Raw genomic sequence first — 17,336 nt, forward strand, 5'->3', positions numbered from 1 at the left:
CCTCATGGTCGATCAGAACAGTTCGAGTTCGCCGCCGGTATCCACCGCGGCCGTTTCCGGCACATGGAAATCGACCGGTGCGTTCGCGCACACGCACAGCGTCGCGCCGACCCGCACGTCGCCGTCGAGCGTCAGATCGTAGGCGGCCACGTAATCGGGTGCGAGCGCAGGCAGCCAGTCGATACTCGCGCCGCTCAGCAGGGAAGGCGTCGACATCCCGAGATCGGGAAACGGCGCGGTCAGCGCCTGGTTGATCGCGCCGCAGCACAGGTTCGCGACTTCCATGAACGCTTCGGGCAGCGGCCGCTGCCCACTGGTGCCCGCCGTCGGGCCGGCGAAATGGCCGCGCGTCGCATCGTCGTCGCTGAAGCGCAGCGCGAGCAGCAGACGGAAATGCATCGCCGATATCGTCAGTACCACGACGTACTCGGGCACCTTCGGTTTCGATCGCGAAGTCACGCGCGCGGAATCGTGCGCATCGCCTGCCGACGGCCGGATGTCGCACGCGCCGCCGGACGCGAGCCGCGTGCGCGCCGCATCGAAGAAGATCCGCTCGAAGCCGGCTTTCGCCTGAGCGCTGATCACGCCGCCGCTCCTTCGATCCGAGCGTGCAGTTGCCCGGCCAGCGTCTCGACGGTCGCGAGCGCGGCCGTGATCATCTTGCCGCCGGCCTGGATGTCCTGGAACGTCGCGGCCGTCACGAGATCGTTGCGGTTCAGGCTGTCGCGATAGCTGTTCGACAGCTGCTGCGAGCGCGCGGCCAGCCCGCGCACCTCGCTCGCGACGATCGAGAAGCCGCGCCCGGCCGTGCCCGCGCGCGCCGCCTCGATCGATGCGTTCAGCGACACGATCGACACGTGCGCGACGATCGCCGACAGTTCCTGGTTCTTCGAGCGCATGTCCTGGTTCTGCGTGGTCAGCGAGATCATCTGCTCGTGCCAGCGCTCGAACGTGCCGGCGAGCCCGCGCAGGCGCGCGGCTTCGTCGGCGATCTTCATCGCATGCTGCGCGAGCGCGGCGCGGTCGGCCGACAGCGCCTGCAGCGCGTCGCGCTGCGTGCCGGCCGCGGACGCCTCGCGCGCCAGCGCATCCTCGAGCTGCGCCTCGCGTTGCGCCCATGCGTCGGCGGCTTCGGCATGTGCCGACGCCGCTTCTGCCGCCCTCGCGGTGGCCGCGTCGAGCGCGCTGCGCAACGCATGCGCGTCGCGTTCCATCGCCGCGACGAGCCGCTTGCGCGTCACGCGAAACACGACCGCCGCCGCCACCGCGATGACGAGGCCGCCCGCCAGCGCAGCGGCAATCTGGATCATCCACGCCTGCACGATCACGCCATCACTCCGCTGCGCCGACGTCTGCAATGCGCGCACGCTCGTGCGCGGCGCCGTGACCGGCACCGTCCGCCGCGAAGCGCGCCGGCAGCGACACGATCGTCTCGAACGCGCGATACGGCGCGCCAACGCGATCATCGGTGAAGCGCAGCGCTATATCGCCGCCGTCGCGCTTCAGGAAGTTGCGCACCGCGTCCATGCCGACGCCGCGGCCCGACACCTCGGTTACCGCGTGCGCGGTCGAGAAGCCGGGCCGGAAGATCAGCTCGGCCACCGCTTCGTCGGTGAGCGCCGCTTCGTTGCCGGCATCGATCCACCCGCGCTCGCGCGCGACGCCGCGAATCCGGTCGAGCGCGAGGCCGCGTCCGTCGTCGCTCAACACGAACCACAACTCGCCGCCGCCGACGCCGACCGCGATGTCGATCGTGCCGGACGCCGCCTTGCCGGCCGCGCGCCGCTCTTCGGACGATTCGATCCCGTGGTCGATCGAATTGCGCAGCAGGTGCATGAACACGTTCTTCAGCGTCGCGCCGATCTCGCTTCGCACGCGATGGCCGTGGCTGTCGATATGCACAACGGGCGCCGGCTTGCCGAGTTCGGCCGCAAGCGATGGCAGCGACTCGATCACGCCGCCGAGCGCATCGCCGATGCCTTGCGTGCCGAGCTGGCTCAGCATACGGCGCACGGCATCGCGTGCCGCATGCCAGTCGGCCGCGTTCGCCGGATCAGCGCCGTCGAGCACGCGCAGGCTTTCGCTGATGTGCGCGCGTTCGACCATCAGGTAATCGGCGCCGCCCTGCGCCGGTTCGCCGCTGCGACCGAGCGTGACGGAGTTGATCGTCGCGTAGCGTTCGACGGCCTCGCGCACGCGCGCCAGATCGTCCATCAACGCGTCGCGGTTCCACTCGGGGCCGCCGTCCGCACGGCGCAGCGATTCGTATGCCTGCTCCGCTTCGTGGACGATGTTCGTCAGGTGCTGCAGGCTGTACGTGCGCGCATTGCCCTTGATCGTGTGCATGTTGCGGAACAGCGCCGCGACGATCGAGTGGTCGGCACGCTCGTGCTGGCGGATCATCCGCTCGTTCTCGCTGAGGAAGCCCTTCGCGCTGTGCACGAAGTCGTGGAACTTGTCCTGGCTGATCGACAGAATCTCGCCGATCATCTCGAGGCGGCGCTGCTGCTCGCCGGCCTGCGCGGTCAGCTCGCGAATCTCGGTCACGTCGCGCACGCACAGCATCAGGCGCACGACAGTATCGGTCTCGTCGGTGATTGCCGACCAGCTCAGGTCGAGCCATTTCTCGCGGCCGTCCGGCATCCGCTTCGCGACTTCGTTGACGAGCAGGTGCGCGTTGAATTCGAAGTTCATGCTGTCTTCGCCGAGGCACGCGTGCACGGCCGCATCGACCTGCGAGCGCGCGTCGGCGCCGATCGTCGAATCGTCGAACACGAGCGCCATCAGGTCGCGGCCGGCGATGTCGTTCGTCTCGAAGATGGTTTCGAGGTACGCCGAATACTCCGCGTGCACGACGCCGCCTTCGACGACGGTCAGGATCCCCTGCTGCATGTTCTGCAGCATCGCCTGGATGTCCGCCGTCTTCTGCTTGAGCTGCGCGGCGTTCTCCTGGATCTTCTCGATCATCCCGTTGAACGCGACGATCGAATGGCCGATCTCGTCCATCCGGCCCACCGGCACGCGGCGCGTGAAATCCTGGCTCGTCGCGATCTCGCTCATCATCGTCTGCATCCCGATCAGCGGACGCGTGATCTGGCGATACAGCACGAAGCCGAGCGCGGTCAGCAGCACGATCACCGTGCCCGCGACGCCCGCGATCGCGGTTGCCGTCGTCGCGAGCATCCCGTTCAGCGCGCTGATCGCGTCGTCCTTCTGGCGGTTCTTCTCGACGCGCAGCGTGTCGACGATGCTTTCGAGTTCGTCGCGATACTGCGCGACGTTCGCGAACAGGTAGGCCTGCGCCATCTCGGCCTTGCCGTCGGCCTTCATCCTGACGGTGTCGTCGATCGCCGCGAAATAGTTCGCGGCGCTGTCCTTCGCCTGCGCGACGAGGCCTTCCTGCGCGCGGCCGACCGCCGATTGCGCCTGCGCGTCGAGCGCGGCGCGCAGCGCGGCCTGCTTCGCCTTCAGCTCGTCGCGCGCCTGCGCGGCGGTGTTCGCGTCGGGCGCGTAGACGAGCGTCATCGTCGCGATCTGGATGTTCTTCACATCGGCGACGAGATCGGCCGACGCGAGCGCGCTCGGCACGATGCCCTGGGTGACCTGGCGCACCTCGGACGCGCTCTTGCGCGTCTGGTACACGGCATAGATGCCGATCGCGGACAGCGCGAAGAACGTCAGGACGACTAGCAGCGTAATGCGATGACGGATGGTCATGAGTACAGCTCCCCGCAGCGATCCGGCTTCGACCGCCCATTGGTCTAATGAAAGAATGTGAGCGCCGAATTATCGGGGATGGTGTATGACTGTCCGATGACCGTTAATCAATCGATCATTGAGGAAATTGGAATGATTAATTGCAGCAGGAGAGACCTAAAGTTTTTCGCTGGTTTGCCGTTAATTACCGGGCCCCAGCACCGATGCGGCTGCAGGCTTTGCCGAATCTGCGGAGTAGCGGATATTCATTGTTTTATTCGCACCCCGGCAATTCGATCTTATTGAATATCGGTAAAACGTTTGCGCATTATCGGCTAATCGATTCGTTTCGGAATTTTTCTATAATCGATGCGTCGTTCAGTAAGCAGATTCGTCAATGCGTGGGCGCGAACCCCTCCCCGCAGCAGATCCGAACATGCACGGCATACCGTTCAGCCTTCGCGCGGCACAGCGAGCCAGTCTTCGACTTGCAGCCCCGGGACACGCTCGAATTCCCGGATGTTATGCGTGACAAGCACCAGTTGCCGGGCGCGCGCCTGCCCTGCGATCAATGCGTCGTAAGGGTCGATCGGCGTACCGGCCGCGATCAGATGAGCCCGAATTTCACCGGCATGTCTCGAAGCCGGCGTCGACCGGACCGATCAGCGGCGTCAGCCATGCCCAGTCTCGCGGCATCGGCTCGAGAATGACGGACGCTCCGTGGCGGCGAATCCTGACCTCGGTCGTGTCGAAGCGGAAATCCTTCGGCAGCCGGACGGCCTGCGATCCGCCATGCTTGAAGATCTTGGCAATATCCATCTTCGCGCCCTAACGTATCTACAGAATGTATCTGTTTTATCAACTGCTCATGAGGATGACGAGTCGTCCGATTGGCCTGTCGTCAGTGAATGATTCTGCCTTCTGCGCGCGCTGTGCGTCGCGATATCAGCAATCTGTCCCTCGATATGAACCGTAGCCGAATTCATTCCTGCCAGGAAACAATCAATCGCCACCCGACGATTCACCTCCCCGTCCGCACGCTCTAGACTGTCGCATTCGTTCCCTTTCCGGACCCACGCGATGACCGACGTCCTGCCGCTGACCACCGATCCCGATTCGGGCCTCCAGTACCGGCTGCGCCCGGCTGCCGGCCGCCCCGCCGCCCGCCTGTTGCTGCTGCATGGCGTCGGCGGCAACGAGACCAACCTGCTGAACGTTGCCGATGTGATCGATCCGCGCGTCGAGATCGCGTTCGTGCGCGGCCCGCTGACCTTCGGCCCCGACCAGCACGCGTGGTTTCCGGTGCGTTTCGGCCCGAACGGCCCCGAAATCGATGCGGCCCGCGCGGACGCCAGCCGCCTCCAGTTGATTGCGCTGCTGCGCGCATTCCGCGCGCGGGACGGCGCGGGCTCCGCGCTGCCGGCCGTGATCGCCGGCTTCAGCCAGGGCGGCATCATGAGCGCGAGCGTCGGCCTCACGTCGCCGGCCGACGTCGCCGCGTTCGCCGTGCTGTGCGGACGCATCCTGCCGGAAATCGATCCGCTGATCGCGCCGCGCGATGCGCTTCGCCCGTTGCGCGCGCTGATCGTGCACGGCCGCTTCGACGACAAGCTGCCCGTCGCATGGGCCGACACCGCCGATGCAAAGCTCACGGCGCTCGGCGTCGCGCACGACACGCGGCTGTACGCAGCCGGCCACGAACTGACCAGGGAAATGGCCGCCGATTTCGGCCGATGGGTCGGCGAACGCACCGGATTGAACTGACCGCACTGGTGAAGCCGGCCCGCGAACGGACCGGCGCCCCCGGCGCGTACCGTCACGCGTTCTGCGCAGGATCTGCGACGGCGCGCACGGCCGCCGGCGCGGCAACCGCCCGCTCACGCTCGGCACCGCGCTTCGCGAGCTTCCAGCCGATGACCAACGCGACCACGACAACCGGAATCGTCGCGACGGTCCACGTGCCGCCCGGGTAGTCGAACGCCATCAGCACCAGCACGCCGACGAGGAATGCGAGCGTGAGCCACGACGTGAACGGCGCGCCGGGCATCCGGAACGACACGGCCTTCAGTTCGCCGCGATCGACCGCGCGGCGGAACAGGATCTGGCTCATCACGATGAAGCCCCACGTCGTGATGATCCCGAGCGACGCCATGTTCAGCACGATCTCGAACGCCTGGGCCGGCACGATGTAGTTCAGCGGCACGCCGATCGCATTGATCGCGACCGTGATCAGGATCCCGCCGTACGGCACGCCGCGCGCGTTCATCCGCGCCACGAAGCGCGGCGCCGACCCGCCCATCGCGAGCGAGCGCAGCACTCGCCCCGTCGAATAGAGGCCCGAATTCAGGCTCGACAGCGCGGCGGTCAGCACCACGACGTTCATCACCGTGCCGACGTACGGCACACCGAGCTTGCCGAAGAACGTCACGAACGGGCTTTCGTGCGCGCTGTATGCGGTCCACGGCAGCAGCAGCGTCAACAGCACGACCGAACCGACGTAGAACAGCGCGATGCGCCACATCACGCCGTTGATGGCCTTCGGCAGCACCTTGCGCGCATCGGCCGTCTCGCCCGCCGCGACGCCGACGAGCTCGATGCTGGCATACGCAAACACGACGCCCTGCACGATCAGCACGGCCGGCAGGATGCCGTGCGGAAAGATCCCGCCGTGATCCGCGACGAGATGAAGCCCCGGCATCTGGCCGGCGACCGGATGGCCGCTCGCGAGGAACACGGCGCCGACCGCGAGGAACACCGCGAGCGTGCCCACCTTGACGAGCGAGAACCAGAACTCCATCTCGCCGAACACCTTCACGCCGATCATGTTCATCACCGACACGATCCCGAGCGCGCCGAGTGCGAATACCCATTGCGGCACGTCCGTGAACACGGCCCAGTACTTCATGTAGATCGCGACCGCGGTGATATCGACGATGCCGGTCGTCGCCCAGTTCAGGTAGTACATCCAGCCCGCGACGAACGACGCGCGCTCGCCCATGAACTCCCGCGCATACGACACGAAGCTGCCGCTGGTCGGCCGGTGCATCACGAGCTCGCCGAGCGCGCGCATGATCAGGAACGCGAACACGCCGCAGACGAGATACACGAGCGCCAGTGCGGGCCCCGCGCTTTGCAGGCGCCCGCCCGCGCCAAGAAAGAGGCCGGTGCCGATCGCACCGCCCATCGCGATCATCTGCACGTGCCGCGGCTTCAAATGCTTCGCATAACCGGCTTCGTGCGATGCGAACATCGCGTCGGGATCGGCATGACGGGAATCCGCGCCGCCGGCCGTTTCGGCCGGCCGCTCGCTGGTGTGTTTCATGTTGTGTCTCCGTTTATTGATGTGTCGCGCCCCGCTCCGGGGCGCTTTTTGAACGGTCGCGCGCAGGCCGCCGGCGGCACGCGCCGGCACCGCGCGGCCGGTGTCAAAGCACGCGCGGCCGGATCAGCGCTTCGGGCTGCAGCGCGTCGTCCAGTTGCGCGTCGGTCATCAGTTCGCGCTCCAGCACGACCTCGCGGATCGACTTGCCGGTTGCGTGCGCTTCAGCGGCCACGGCGGTCGCGCGCTTGTAGCCGATGTACGGGTTCAGCGCGGTCGCGAGCGCGACCGAGCGCTCCATCGTTTCGCGCAGCCGCTCGGGATTCGCGGTGATCCCGCTCACGCACCGCTGCTCGAGCGTCGTGCATGCGGCCGTCAGGTGGCTGAAGCTGCGGAACAGCGCGCTGGCGATCACCGGCTCGAATGCGTTGAGCTGAAGCTGTCCGGCCTCGGCGGCGAAGGTCACGGTCAGGTCGTTGCCGAACACCTCGAACGCGACCTGGTTGACGACTTCCGGGATCACCGGATTCACCTTGCCCGGCATGATCGACGAGCCGGCCTGCACGGGCGGCAGGTTGATCTCGCCGAACCCCGCGCGCGGGCCGCTCGACAGCAGCCGCAGGTCGTTGCAGATCTTCGACAGCTTGACGGCGATCCGCTTGAGCACGCCCGAGACCTGCACGAACGCGCCGCAATCCTGCGTCGCCTCGATCAGGTTCGGCGCGGTGCTCAGGTCGAGCCCGGTAATGCGCCGCAGCGCCGCCAGCGCCTTCTCCGCGTACTGCGGATGCGCGGTGATCCCGGTGCCGATCGCGGTCGCGCCGAGATTGATCTCGCGGATCAGCCAGCCGGCTTCCTGCAGCCGCGCGATGTCTTCGGTCAGCATCACCGCGTACGTCGAGAATTCCTGGCCGAGCGTCATCGGCACCGCGTCCTGCAACTGCGTACGGCCGAGCTTCAGCAGGCCCGCGAACGCGTCGGCCCGCTCCGCGAACGCATCGCGCAGCCGCGCCATCGCCTCGAGCAGGTGCTCGACCGCGAAGCACGTCGCGATCCGGATCGCGGTCGGATAGACGTCGTTGGTGCTCTGCGCGAGATTGACGTGCTCGTTCGGATGCAGATATTCGTACTGCCCGCGCGCGTGCCCCATGATTTCGAGTGCGCGGTTGCAGATCACCTCGTTCGCGTTCATGTTGGTCGACGTGCCGGCCCCGCCCTGGATGACGTCGACGACGAACTGGTCGTGCAGGCGCCCTTCGCGGATCTCGACGCACGCGGCGGCGATCGCATCGCGATACGGCCGCGGCAGCAGCCCGAGCTCGCAGTTGGCGTCGGCCGCGGCTTCCTTCACTGCCGCGAGCGCCATCACGAAGTACGGCAGCGTCGCGATACTGCGGCCGGAAATGTCGAAATTCTCTTTCGCGCGCAGCGTATGAACGCCGTAGTAGGCCGCATCCGGAATACTTCGTTTACCTAAAAGATCCGCTTCGACGCGGAAGCCGTTTTCTGCCATCGTGCCCTCCTGGGTGTCTCGTGCCGCTCGTCGTGCGCCGCTTCCCGACGCGACGGGTTCGCATTCTATGCCTTTGCAAAAACAAGCTCGCCTATGTATTATCGAAAGCGGTTTTGCGTAGGACGCAACAGCGAGAATCGAATGAAGAAAGGCGTGAGAGAGACAGGCATCGATCACCTCGGCGCGATGCGCGCGTTCGTGAGAGTGGTCGAAACGGGGAGTTTTTCGGCGGTCGCGAAGGAGATGCACGTGTCGACGTCGACCGTCGCGCGCAAGGTGACGGCGATCGAGGAAACGCTCGGCGTCGCTCTGCTGCACCGTTCGACGCACAGCGTGACGCTGACCGAGGCCGGCCACATCTACCTGGAACGCGCCGTCACGCTGATCGCCGATCTCGACGACACGCTGCGCGTGGTCGCCGAGCTGAATGCGCAGCCGAGCGGCCCGCTGAAGCTCACCGCGCCGGTCGCGTTCGGCCGCCGTCACCTCGCACCGCTGATCGCGCCGTTCCTCGCGCGCTACCCGACGATCCAGCTCGACGTGCGGCTCACCGACAACCACAACGACCTCGTGGCCGGCGGCTTCGATCTCGACATCCACGAAGGCGAGAACTACCTGGACAACCTGGTCGTCCACCGGCTGTCGCGCAACGACAGCATCCTGTGCGCGACACCCGGCTATCTCGATCGCTGCGGGCGCCCGTCGGCGCCGGACGACCTGAAGCACCACAACTGCCTGCGCTACGTGCACCCGGAAGGCGATCCGCGCTGGGAGCTCGTGAACGGCGACGCGCGGCACAGCGTGCTGCCGGCCGGCAATCTCGTCACCGACCATTCGGAGCTGCTGCTCGAAGCGACCTGCGCGGGGCTCGGCATCGCGGAGTTCGAGATCTGGCTGGTGCGCGACCTGCTCGCGAGCGGGCAACTCGAAGCCGTGCTGCCGCGCTACCGGCTGCAGAACCGACTGACGGGCGAATTCATCTACATCGCGTATCTGGCGAACCGGCGCAGCTCGGCGAAGCTGCGCGTGCTGAAGGACTTTCTCGCGGAGCATCTTGCGCAGATCGGCGAGCTGTCTGACATCGAGCTGGCGAAGATTCGCGGCGCGCGCGCATAGCGCCCGCGTTCGTGCTCGGATCGATCGGCCGGCGGGCGGGCGCCGATGCGCGGCCCGGTTCGCGGACCGGCGGCATCGGTGCGGTGACGACGCTCAGGCTGGCTGCAGTTCGAACGGGAACGTGGCGTGCCCGATCTCGATGCCCTGCGTATTGAGCATCGGCGGCCGGTGGAAGCCGGCCAGTTGCGCGCGCTGCGCGGTCGTACCGATCTGCAGCCGCTCGAGAATCTCGCTGACGACCATGTAGAGCACGTCGAGATTGCCGTCCTCGATCTTCACCGAGATGCCGAGCGCGCCGTCGGCGCCGAGTCGCCGCGTATTTTCCGATGCGCGCACGCCGAGCCCGTAGCACGCATCGGCGCCGAGCTTGCCGACGACCTGCCCGTCGAATGCGTTCATCAGCACCGTGCAATAGCGCCCGTCGCCGGCGACCAGTTCGGGATGCGCCGTCATCGCACGATGAATGCGCGCCAGCGCGCGAACACGTTCGGGGACCCCGCCGCCGCCCGCTTCCACCGTGTCCGCGCCGTCGGCCAGCGATGCGTAGAGACGCGCCAGCCGATCCAGCGAAAACGCCGGCGTCGGCAGGTTGCACCCGTCGATCGCCCAGTCGACTTCGTCGTCGCGCAAGCCGCACGCTTCGGCCACGACACGCTTCACGCGCACCTGCATCGGATGGTCGGGCAGATGGTAATCGGCCATCGCGGCGCCGATCGCCTGCGCACCGGCCAGCATCCCGACATGCTTGCCCGAACAGTTGCTGCACACGCCGGTCGGCGTGTAGTCGCGCTTGATCCACGACCGGTACACCGCATCGGACAATGGCGGATGGCCGCCGCAACGCAAATCCGACTCGTGCGCGGCGACCTTGGCGAGCATCGCCCGCGTGCGTTCGATGTGCCGGTCCTCGCTGCTGTGCGACGCGCACATCAGCGCGATGTCCGCGTCGTCGAAGCCGAAGCGCTCGGGCGCGCCCGTCTCGATCACCGACAGCGCCTGGGCCGGCTTGGCTGCCGAGCGCGCCAGCGTCATCCGGAACGGATCGCCGAACCGGGCGAGCAACCTGCCGCTTGCATCCACCACCGCCACATGGGCGACGTGCGTGTTCTCGATCGCATTGCCGCGGTACGTGACGACCGCTGCGCGTTGGATGTCCATCGTGTCCTGTCTCCTCCTTGCTCGGGCCTGCTTGCCGGGGCCCGTCCAACCGGTACGGAAGTGTATCGAGTCGTCACCGCGGCGAGCGGACCGGGCAATGGAAAGCGGTGTTGCACGTGACGCAAAGGCAGCAGCCGCGCCGCCCACGAAAACCCGACCGAATTAATACAAAAACCATTCAATCGTTTACATATTTGGCACCAATTCGTACAATTGCGCCTGCGAACGCGAATCATACGCATTCGCATTATCGCCCCTCGATGTTTGGAGCCTGTGCTGCCGGCATCGAGAAAACGCGCCCGATCACCGAACCACCGTTGCTTCCCGATATGCCCGCCCAGTTCAAGACGAAGCCCCGTGCCCTCGTGTCGGCGCTTTACTGCTCCGTTTTCCTGACGCCGCTGCTCGCCTCCGCCGAAGCCGCTCCCGCCGCCGGTCAGCCTGCCGCCACCGCCGACGCACCGGCGACGCTGCCGACGATCTCGGTCCAGTCGTCCGCGCTGTCGGACATGCAGGTGAAGCGCTCGCCGTCGTACAAGTTCACCGCGCCGCTGCTCGACACGCCGCGTTCGGTCACGGTGATCCCCGAGCAACTGATCAAGGAAAAGAACGTTACGTCGTTCGCGGACGCGCTGCGCTCGGTGCCGGGCATCACGTTCCTCGGCGGCGACGCGGCCGCGAACCCGTCGGCCGACCGTCCGGTGATCCGCGGCTTCGAATCGCGCAATTCGATCTTCGTCGACGGGATGCGCGACTCGGGGCTGCAGAACCGCGAGACGTTCGCCGTCGAGCAAATCAGCGTGATCAAGGGCCCCGATTCGGTCTATGCGGGCCGCGGCTCGGTGGGCGGCAGCGTCGACATCGTCACGAAGACGCCGAAAAACGACAACTTCATCAACAGCAGCATCGGCTTCGGCACCGACGGCTACAAGCGCGCGACGGTCGACGCGAACCGCAAGATCGGCGACACGACCGCCGTGCGCCTGAACGTGATGGGCCACGACGCGAACCAGGCCGGCCGCAACGACGTATACAACAAGCGCTGGGGCGTCGCGCCGTCGATCGTATTCGGGTTGAACACGCCGACCACGGTCACGGTCAGCTACTACCACATGAACTCGTACGACATGCCGGACTTCAGCGTGCCGTTCCGCGCGTCGGGCGGCACGCCGGTGCCGACCGATCGCGGGCAGTTCTTCGGGCTGAACACGCGCGACTACCGCTACGGGCAGACCGACACCGGGGAAGTGCGCGTCGAGCATCGCATCAACGACGACTGGAAGCTGAAGAACACGACGATGTTCGGCCGCACCACGCTCGACTACGTGGCGACGAATCCGCAGATCCTCGCGTCGAATCCGAACATGCTGGGCCTGCAGGCGAAGAGCGGCAAGTACGCGACCAACGGCATCGCGAACCAGACCGAAGTGACCGGCCGCACGAACCTGTTCGGCATGCAGCACACGCTGACGGCCGGCGTCGAATTCAGCCTGGAACAGAACCGCTACGAGGGCTACCTCGTGACAGACGCGAAAGGCAACAACATCCGCACGGGCGGCCCGTGCACGGTGCCAGGGAACTGCACGCCGCTCGCGGGCGGCTGGAACCCGAACATGCCATGGACCGGCAATATCGTGCTGAACGGCGACAAGGGCTTTCCCGGCGCGACGACCAACACGCGCACCGCCACTGCGTCGGCGTACGTCTTCGATACGATCAGGCTGACCGAGCAGTGGCTGTTCAACGCGGGGCTGCGTTTCGACCGCTACGACCTCACCGCGAAGCAGGCCGGCGCGGCCAACCTGTCGAATACGTCGAACCTGTTCAGCTACCAGTTCGGTCTCGTCTACAAGCCCGTGCGCACCGTGAGCCTGTATGCGTCGTACGGCACGTCGTCGAACCCGCCCGGCTCGAACGGCGGTCTCGGCGGCGGCACCGACCAGATCACGGCGAGAAACCAGAACCTGACGCCCGAGCGCACGCGCAACATCGAGGTCGGCGCGAAGTGGGACGTGATCGACCAGCAGCTTTCGTTGACGTCCGCGCTGTTCGACACCGAGAAAACCAATGCGCAGGTCAGCGACGGCCTCGGCCATACGATCAACGCGGGCAAGCAGCGCGTGCGCGGCGCCGAATTGGGCTTCGCGGGCAACCTGACGGACAAGTGGCACGTGTTCGGCGGCTATACGTACCTGAACGCGGTGACGGTCGATGCCGGCCCCGGCAATCGTGGCGGCGCCGGCCTGCCGATGGTGATGGTGCCGAAGCACAGCTTCACGCTGTGGACGAGCTACGACGTGATGCCGAAGCTGACGCTCGGCGCGGGTGCGACGGTGATGAGCAAGACCTACGCGTCGGTTTCGCCGGCTGTGAAGAAATGGACGCCCGGCTATGCGCGCTTCGACGCGGCCGCAACGTGGCGCGTGAACAAGACGATGGACGTTCAGCTGAACGTGCAGAACCTGTTCGACAAGAAGTATTACTCGAGCGCGTATCCGATCTACGCGACGTGGGCGCCGGGCCGTTCGGCGATGGTCACGCTCAACTTCTATCAGTAACACCCATCATGCCGGCTGCGGCGGGAGGGCACGACGCGCCCTTCCCGCCCGCGCTCGCCACGGCAGCGAATACGTCTTCACGTTCGTGAAACGCTTCATCGCTTCCTGCACGCGCTCCTGGTAGCCGCGCCCCCGATGACCTTGCCGCCGGCGGGGTTTCGCTCTCGTGCGCTACGCTTCCAGCGCGAGCAACGCGAACGTCGCGAGCCAGTGCTCGCCCATGTAATCGCCGGCCACGTGCGCGAGCGCGCTCGCGAGATGCCGGCCGGCCGCGTCGAGCAGCTTCGCGCGCCGCGCATCGCCTTCCGGCAGCGCGCCGGCGAGCGCCCGCTGGCACCATGCGCGGCTCAGGTTCAACCCGTCGAGGTGCGCGATCTTGCCGTCGCTGCGGTCGCTGACCGTCGCCGGCTCGAACAGCGTCGCCGGCTCGCCGTGCGCGAGATCCGGCAGGAAGCGCGCGAACCAGCCGTCGAATTCGTCCGCCGGCAGCACGCGCCGCATCAGCTCCGCTTCCATCAGCGCGGGCGACAGGAATTCGTCGCCCGACGGCTCCCACGCCTGGCACGCGACGTCGTTCAGGTGCCAGCGCTTCGCGGTGTCGACGATCAGCGCCGCGAGCCCGTCGCGCTGCGTGTCGCGCGCGAAGTCGAGCGTGAGCGCCAGCGCGAACGCGGTGTTGAAGTGCGTGCCGACACGCAGCGGATAGGTCGCTTTCGGCAGGAAGGTTTCGAAGCGCGACACGAACAGGTCGGTGAGCGGCGCCATCGTCTTCGCCCAGCGCGCGGCCTGCGGCAGCACGCCCTTCAGCGCGAGCCGCTCGAGCTGCGCGGACAGCGCGAGCAGCCACGCCCAGCCGTACGGCCGCTCGAAGCCGCCGTTGTGCGGCAGCGCGAGATACGCGCGCTCGCCGGCAACGTTCGCGTCGGTGAAGTGCGCGTCGACGATCGCGACGATGCGCTCGGCCTCCGGCAGCGCCGGATAGCGTTCGAGCACGCGCAGCACGAGCCAGTAGCCGTGCACGCACGAGTGCCAGTCGTAGCTGCCGTAGAAGATCGGGTGCAGCGCGCGCGGCCCCTGCACGTCGTGCGGGCCCGCGAGCGAATGCGTGAGCTTGTTCGGATATTCGCGGGTCAGGTGCGCGAGCGCGAGCGACGCGAATTTCGACGCGAGTTCGGGCGTGAGTCGATCGGTCATGAGGATCTCGTCCATCGAGTCAGAAACGGAATACGAATGCGTACATCAGCAGCGTGTTCACGGCCAGCAGCAGCACGGCCGTCGGCCATTGCGCCTTGATCACGCCGTTCTTGTCCTTCAGTTCGAGCAGCGCCGCCGGCACGATGTTGAAGTTCGCGGCCATCGGCGTCATCAACGTACCGCAGAAGCCGCTCAGCATCCCGATCGCGCCGACGATCGCCGGGTTGCCGTGGAACTGGTGGACGATCAGCGGCAGGCCGATGCCGGCCGTCATCACCGGGAACGCGGCGAAGCCGTTGCCCATGATCATCGTGAACAGCGCCATGCCGACCGTATAGGCCGCGACGACCGCGAACGGCGAATCGATCGGCACCCAGTCCTTCACGAGCCCCGACACCACGCCGCCGACACCGGCGACCGCGAACAGCGCGCCGAGCGCCGCGAGCATCTGCGGCAGGATCGCCGCCCAGCCGACCGCGTCCATCGTGTGGCGCGCTTCCTTCAGCGCATGCACGGGCGAATCGCGCAGCATCGCGAGCGCGACGACGAACGCGACGATCGTGCCGAGCACGAGCGAGATCAGCGTCACGCTCTTCGGGTCGACGAGCGGCACGCGCTTCAGTGCGAACGTGCCGATCAGCGTGACCACCGGAATCAGCAGCGCGGGCAGGAACAGCCGGTTGCCGAAGCGCTGCGCGAGCGACTCGCGCCGCACGGCCGCCGCTTCGCCGGCTTCGTCCGACTTGCCGCGCCCGAGCTTGCCCGAGCCGGCGATCACCGCGAGCCCGATCGCGAGGCAGCCCGTCACGAAATGCGGCAGCAGCGCGCCGAACAGGAACGTGGCCGCATAGATCGCCCAGAACGCGAAATTGACGATGCGGCGCGGGTTGGTGCGGTCCGTCAGGTTGAAGCACGCGAACGCGGCGAACATCAGCCCCGCGAGCGTGTACAGCGATTCGAGGCCGATCATCGCGCGCCCTCCTGCGCCAGCAAGCCGCAGCCGCGCGCCAGCCGGCGGTCGAGCAGCGCGAGGCGCGTGCAGTGGATCAGCAGCGCGGCGATCGCGGTCGGGATCGCCCATACCGACAGGTGCAGCGGCTCGACGACAATCCCGTTCTGTTCGAGAAAGCCCTTGATCAGCAGGATCGACTGGATCGCGATGAAGATGTCCTCGCCGAAGAACACGGCGATGTTGTCGACGCCCGACGCGTGCGCGCGAATCTGCTGGCGTACCGACTCGGGCAGTTCGCCGTGCCGGCCGACGGCGGCGGCCTCGGCCATCGGCGCGATCAGCGGCCGCACCATCTGCGCATGGCCGCCGAGCGACGTGAGGCCGAGCGCGGCCGTCGCCTGGCGCAGCACGAAATAGAGCATCAGCACGCGGCCCGTGGTCGCCGCCTGCACGCGCGAGATCATCCGCTTCGCCTGCTCCTTGAGCCCGTTGCGCTCGAGCAGCGCGATCACCGGCAGCGTCAGCCAGATGAGGCCCATGTAGCGGTTTTCGGTGAACGCCTTGCCGAACGCGCTGACGATGTCGACGAGATTCAGCCCGCCCGCCAGCCCCGTCGCGAGCCCCGCGATCGTGACCACCAGCAGCGCATTGAAGCGCAGCGCGAAACCGATCACGACGATCGGCACCCCAATCAGCACCAGCATTGCTCCTCCTTTTGTTGGACGCGCGGCGCGTTCGCGACGCGCCGCATGCCCGGTTTGGACCGGGCTCTGACCGCGAAATCTAACACGAGACTTTATCGATAAAAAGTCGACGATTTGCTGGTTCGGGTAAACGTTGAAGCATGCGGACACCGTGCACGGACCATGTGTCGGCGGCGTTTCATCGGAGGAATCGATCGCCGGTCAGGCGGCGCAGCCGCAGGCGTTGCGGCATGCCGTTCCCCGCATTCGCGCGGCCGGCGCACGCCGGCACAGGCCGCCGCGCGTGGCGGAGCCCCGGTGCGCCGACTAAACTGGAAAGTATCTGCAACGTACGGGAGAGCCGCCATGATTGACGTATTCCAGACCATCGGCAGCCGCGCGTTCTCCGCTCATCTGGCGAAGGACGGGATGGTGACGCTGATGGAACAGCGCAATGAAGTCGACCGCGTGACGCTCGCGACCGCCTATGCCGCGCTCGTCGAGGAGGCCGAACAGGAATCCGACCTGCTCGACGCGACGGTCGAAGGGATGATGCGCGCGCTGATCCAGGGGTACGCGCGCAGCCATTGACGGCGCGGCCGCGCATCCGGTGCGCGGCCGGGTGCCCGGTTGCGACCCGCTATGCGGCCGGCGTGCCGGCGCCCGCGCCGAACCACCGGCCCGCGCGCAATTGCCCGTAGTCGGCCTGCGTGAAGATCCTCAACAGGTTCGATACGGCGCCGTTGCTGTCGCGGTCGATCTGCGTCAGGAACGTTTCGACCTCGTCGCGGCCGGCAAACAGGATCGTGCTGAAGTAGCGTTCGCGCTCGGCGTCGGACAGGTTCGTCGCGCGCAACTGGTACGGATGATGAAGCGCCGCGAACAGGAAGTAGTAGCGCTCGGCGTCGTCGCGCAGCACGCGCACCGCGTCGGGCTCGACCGGAAACTCGCGGTAGAACGACGCGTGCCCGCTCTCGATGTCGATCCGGTACAGCAACCGGCCGTCGCGTTCGATCACGACCGGCGCGTATGGGTCGCGGCTGACGAGCGTGGTGTCGGGCGCGGTCATCCGGTTCTCCTCGTGCTTTTTGTCGAAGCCGGCACGGTAACATGCGTGCTGCTGCAGCCTGCCGCGGCGAGCTCGCAT

Annotated in this window: 15 protein-coding genes and 1 pseudogene; 4 read left to right on the top strand and 12 right to left on the bottom strand. The window is 66.8% G+C overall.

Features of this window, described 5'->3' with window-relative positions:
* Positions 1–12 precede the first annotated feature (12 nt).
* From DM992_RS19945 to DM992_RS19970, 5 genes and pseudogenes are all read right to left on the bottom strand, one after another.
* Positions 13–585: a hypothetical protein gene (locus DM992_RS19945; RefSeq protein WP_111018314.1), complete on the bottom strand. Its 573-nt coding sequence runs from the start codon at positions 583–585 to the stop codon at positions 13–15.
* Positions 582–1,310, bottom strand: coding sequence for a methyl-accepting chemotaxis protein (locus DM992_RS19950; RefSeq protein ID WP_111020307.1), 729 nt, complete (start codon positions 1,308–1,310; stop codon positions 582–584). The genes DM992_RS19945 and DM992_RS19950 overlap by 4 nt, the downstream gene beginning before the upstream one ends.
* Before the next feature lie 22 nt (positions 1,311–1,332).
* Positions 1,333–3,717 carry an MCP four helix bundle domain-containing protein gene (locus DM992_RS19955; protein WP_111018315.1) on the bottom strand — a complete coding sequence of 795 codons (2,385 nt, stop codon included), beginning with the start codon at positions 3,715–3,717 and terminating at the stop codon, positions 1,333–1,335.
* A gap of 431 nt (positions 3,718–4,148) precedes the next feature.
* A pseudogene (locus DM992_RS43520) lies at positions 4,149–4,337 on the bottom strand (PIN domain-containing protein); the annotation flags it as partial.
* A complete protein-coding gene (locus DM992_RS19970; protein WP_111018317.1) occupies positions 4,321–4,515 on the bottom strand; it encodes an AbrB/MazE/SpoVT family DNA-binding domain-containing protein in 195 nt (64 codons plus the stop codon). The pseudogene DM992_RS43520 and the gene DM992_RS19970, both read right to left, overlap by 17 nt.
* A 261-nt stretch (positions 4,516–4,776) precedes the next feature.
* On the opposite strand from DM992_RS19970, the gene DM992_RS19975 reads away from it, so the two are divergent.
* Positions 4,777–5,460, top strand: a complete 684-nt coding sequence (locus tag DM992_RS19975; protein WP_111018318.1) for a phospholipase — start codon at positions 4,777–4,779, stop codon at positions 5,458–5,460.
* Between the two features lie 52 nt (positions 5,461–5,512).
* On the opposite strand, the gene DM992_RS19980 is transcribed toward DM992_RS19975, so the two are convergent.
* Positions 5,513–7,018 carry an amino acid permease gene (locus tag DM992_RS19980; RefSeq protein WP_111018319.1) on the bottom strand — a complete coding sequence of 502 codons (1,506 nt, stop codon included), beginning with the start codon at positions 7,016–7,018 and terminating at the stop codon, positions 5,513–5,515.
* Between the two features lie 103 nt (positions 7,019–7,121).
* On the bottom strand, positions 7,122–8,528 hold the full coding sequence (gene aspA / locus DM992_RS19985; RefSeq protein ID WP_111018320.1) for an aspartate ammonia-lyase: 1,407 nt from the start codon (positions 8,526–8,528) through the stop codon (positions 7,122–7,124).
* A gap of 141 nt (positions 8,529–8,669) precedes the next feature.
* Here aspA and DM992_RS19990 point away from each other — a divergent pair, with 141 nt between their 5' ends.
* Positions 8,670–9,644 carry a LysR family transcriptional regulator gene (locus DM992_RS19990; protein ID WP_111018321.1) on the top strand — a complete coding sequence of 325 codons (975 nt, stop codon included), beginning with the start codon at positions 8,670–8,672 and terminating at the stop codon, positions 9,642–9,644.
* Between the two features lie 93 nt (positions 9,645–9,737).
* On the opposite strand, the gene DM992_RS19995 is transcribed toward DM992_RS19990, so the two are convergent.
* Positions 9,738–10,802: an asparaginase gene (locus DM992_RS19995; RefSeq protein WP_111018322.1), complete on the bottom strand. Its 1,065-nt coding sequence runs from the start codon at positions 10,800–10,802 to the stop codon at positions 9,738–9,740.
* A gap of 329 nt (positions 10,803–11,131) precedes the next feature.
* On the opposite strand from DM992_RS19995, the gene DM992_RS20000 reads away from it, so the two are divergent.
* The gene (locus DM992_RS20000; RefSeq protein ID WP_111018323.1) at positions 11,132–13,360 is read left to right on the top strand and encodes a TonB-dependent receptor; all 2,229 of its coding nucleotides are present in this window, start codon (positions 11,132–11,134) and stop codon (positions 13,358–13,360) included.
* A 171-nt stretch (positions 13,361–13,531) separates the two neighbouring features.
* On the opposite strand, the gene DM992_RS20005 is transcribed toward DM992_RS20000, so the two are convergent.
* From DM992_RS20005 to DM992_RS20015, 3 genes are read right to left on the bottom strand one after another with little or no spacing between them, the layout of a single operon-like run.
* Positions 13,532–14,554, bottom strand: a complete 1,023-nt coding sequence (locus DM992_RS20005; protein ID WP_111020308.1) for a DUF2891 domain-containing protein — start codon at positions 14,552–14,554, stop codon at positions 13,532–13,534.
* Positions 14,555–14,573: 19 nt separating this feature from the next.
* The gene (locus tag DM992_RS20010) at positions 14,574–15,524 is read right to left on the bottom strand and encodes a DUF979 domain-containing protein (RefSeq protein ID WP_111018324.1); all 951 of its coding nucleotides are present in this window, start codon (positions 15,522–15,524) and stop codon (positions 14,574–14,576) included.
* A complete protein-coding gene (locus DM992_RS20015) occupies positions 15,521–16,210 on the bottom strand; it encodes a DUF969 domain-containing protein (protein WP_111018325.1) in 690 nt (229 codons plus the stop codon). The genes DM992_RS20010 and DM992_RS20015 overlap by 4 nt, the downstream gene beginning before the upstream one ends.
* Before the next feature lie 345 nt (positions 16,211–16,555).
* Between DM992_RS20015 and DM992_RS20020 the strand changes: the two genes are divergently transcribed.
* Entirely contained in the window at positions 16,556–16,780 is a 225-nt protein-coding gene (locus DM992_RS20020; RefSeq protein ID WP_072436500.1) for a hypothetical protein, read from the top strand.
* Between the two features lie 49 nt (positions 16,781–16,829).
* Here the strand turns inward: DM992_RS20020 and DM992_RS20025 are convergent, their stop codons facing one another.
* Complete coding sequence (locus DM992_RS20025) at positions 16,830–17,258, bottom strand: hypothetical protein (protein WP_111018326.1); 429 nt, start codon at positions 17,256–17,258, stop codon at positions 16,830–16,832.
* Positions 17,259–17,336: the final 78 nt, after the last annotated feature.

Origin of the sequence: Burkholderia sp. JP2-270 (assembly GCF_003233675.1) — a bacterium.
In the GTDB taxonomy this organism is placed as follows: domain Bacteria; phylum Pseudomonadota; class Gammaproteobacteria; order Burkholderiales; family Burkholderiaceae; genus Burkholderia; species Burkholderia pyrrocinia_C.

Bases quoted from the DNA above. Each gene is read 5' to 3' on its own strand.
- DM992_RS19950 (WP_111020307.1), bottom strand. From the start codon at position 1,310: ATGATCCAGATTGCCGCTGCGCTGGCGGGCGGCCTCGTCATCGCGGTG.
- DM992_RS19955 (WP_111018315.1), bottom strand. From the start codon at position 3,717: ATGACCATCCGTCATCGCATTACGCTGCTAGTCGTCCTGACGTTCTTC.
- DM992_RS19970 (WP_111018317.1), bottom strand. From the start codon at position 4,515: ATGGATATTGCCAAGATCTTCAAGCATGGCGGATCGCAGGCCGTCCGG.
- DM992_RS19975 (WP_111018318.1), top strand. From the start codon at position 4,777: ATGACCGACGTCCTGCCGCTGACCACCGATCCCGATTCGGGCCTCCAG.
- DM992_RS19980 (WP_111018319.1), bottom strand. From the start codon at position 7,018: ATGAAACACACCAGCGAGCGGCCGGCCGAAACGGCCGGCGGCGCGGAT.
- aspA (WP_111018320.1), bottom strand. From the start codon at position 8,528: ATGGCAGAAAACGGCTTCCGCGTCGAAGCGGATCTTTTAGGTAAACGA.
- DM992_RS19990 (WP_111018321.1), top strand. From the start codon at position 8,670: ATGAAGAAAGGCGTGAGAGAGACAGGCATCGATCACCTCGGCGCGATG.
- DM992_RS19995 (WP_111018322.1), bottom strand. From the start codon at position 10,802: ATGGACATCCAACGCGCAGCGGTCGTCACGTACCGCGGCAATGCGATC.
- DM992_RS20000 (WP_111018323.1), top strand. From the start codon at position 11,132: ATGCCCGCCCAGTTCAAGACGAAGCCCCGTGCCCTCGTGTCGGCGCTT.
- DM992_RS20005 (WP_111020308.1), bottom strand. From the start codon at position 14,554: ATGACCGATCGACTCACGCCCGAACTCGCGTCGAAATTCGCGTCGCTC.
- DM992_RS20010 (WP_111018324.1), bottom strand. From the start codon at position 15,524: ATGATCGGCCTCGAATCGCTGTACACGCTCGCGGGGCTGATGTTCGCC.
- DM992_RS20015 (WP_111018325.1), bottom strand. From the start codon at position 16,210: ATGCTGGTGCTGATTGGGGTGCCGATCGTCGTGATCGGTTTCGCGCTG.
- DM992_RS20020 (WP_072436500.1), top strand. From the start codon at position 16,556: ATGATTGACGTATTCCAGACCATCGGCAGCCGCGCGTTCTCCGCTCAT.
- DM992_RS20025 (WP_111018326.1), bottom strand. From the start codon at position 17,258: ATGACCGCGCCCGACACCACGCTCGTCAGCCGCGACCCATACGCGCCG.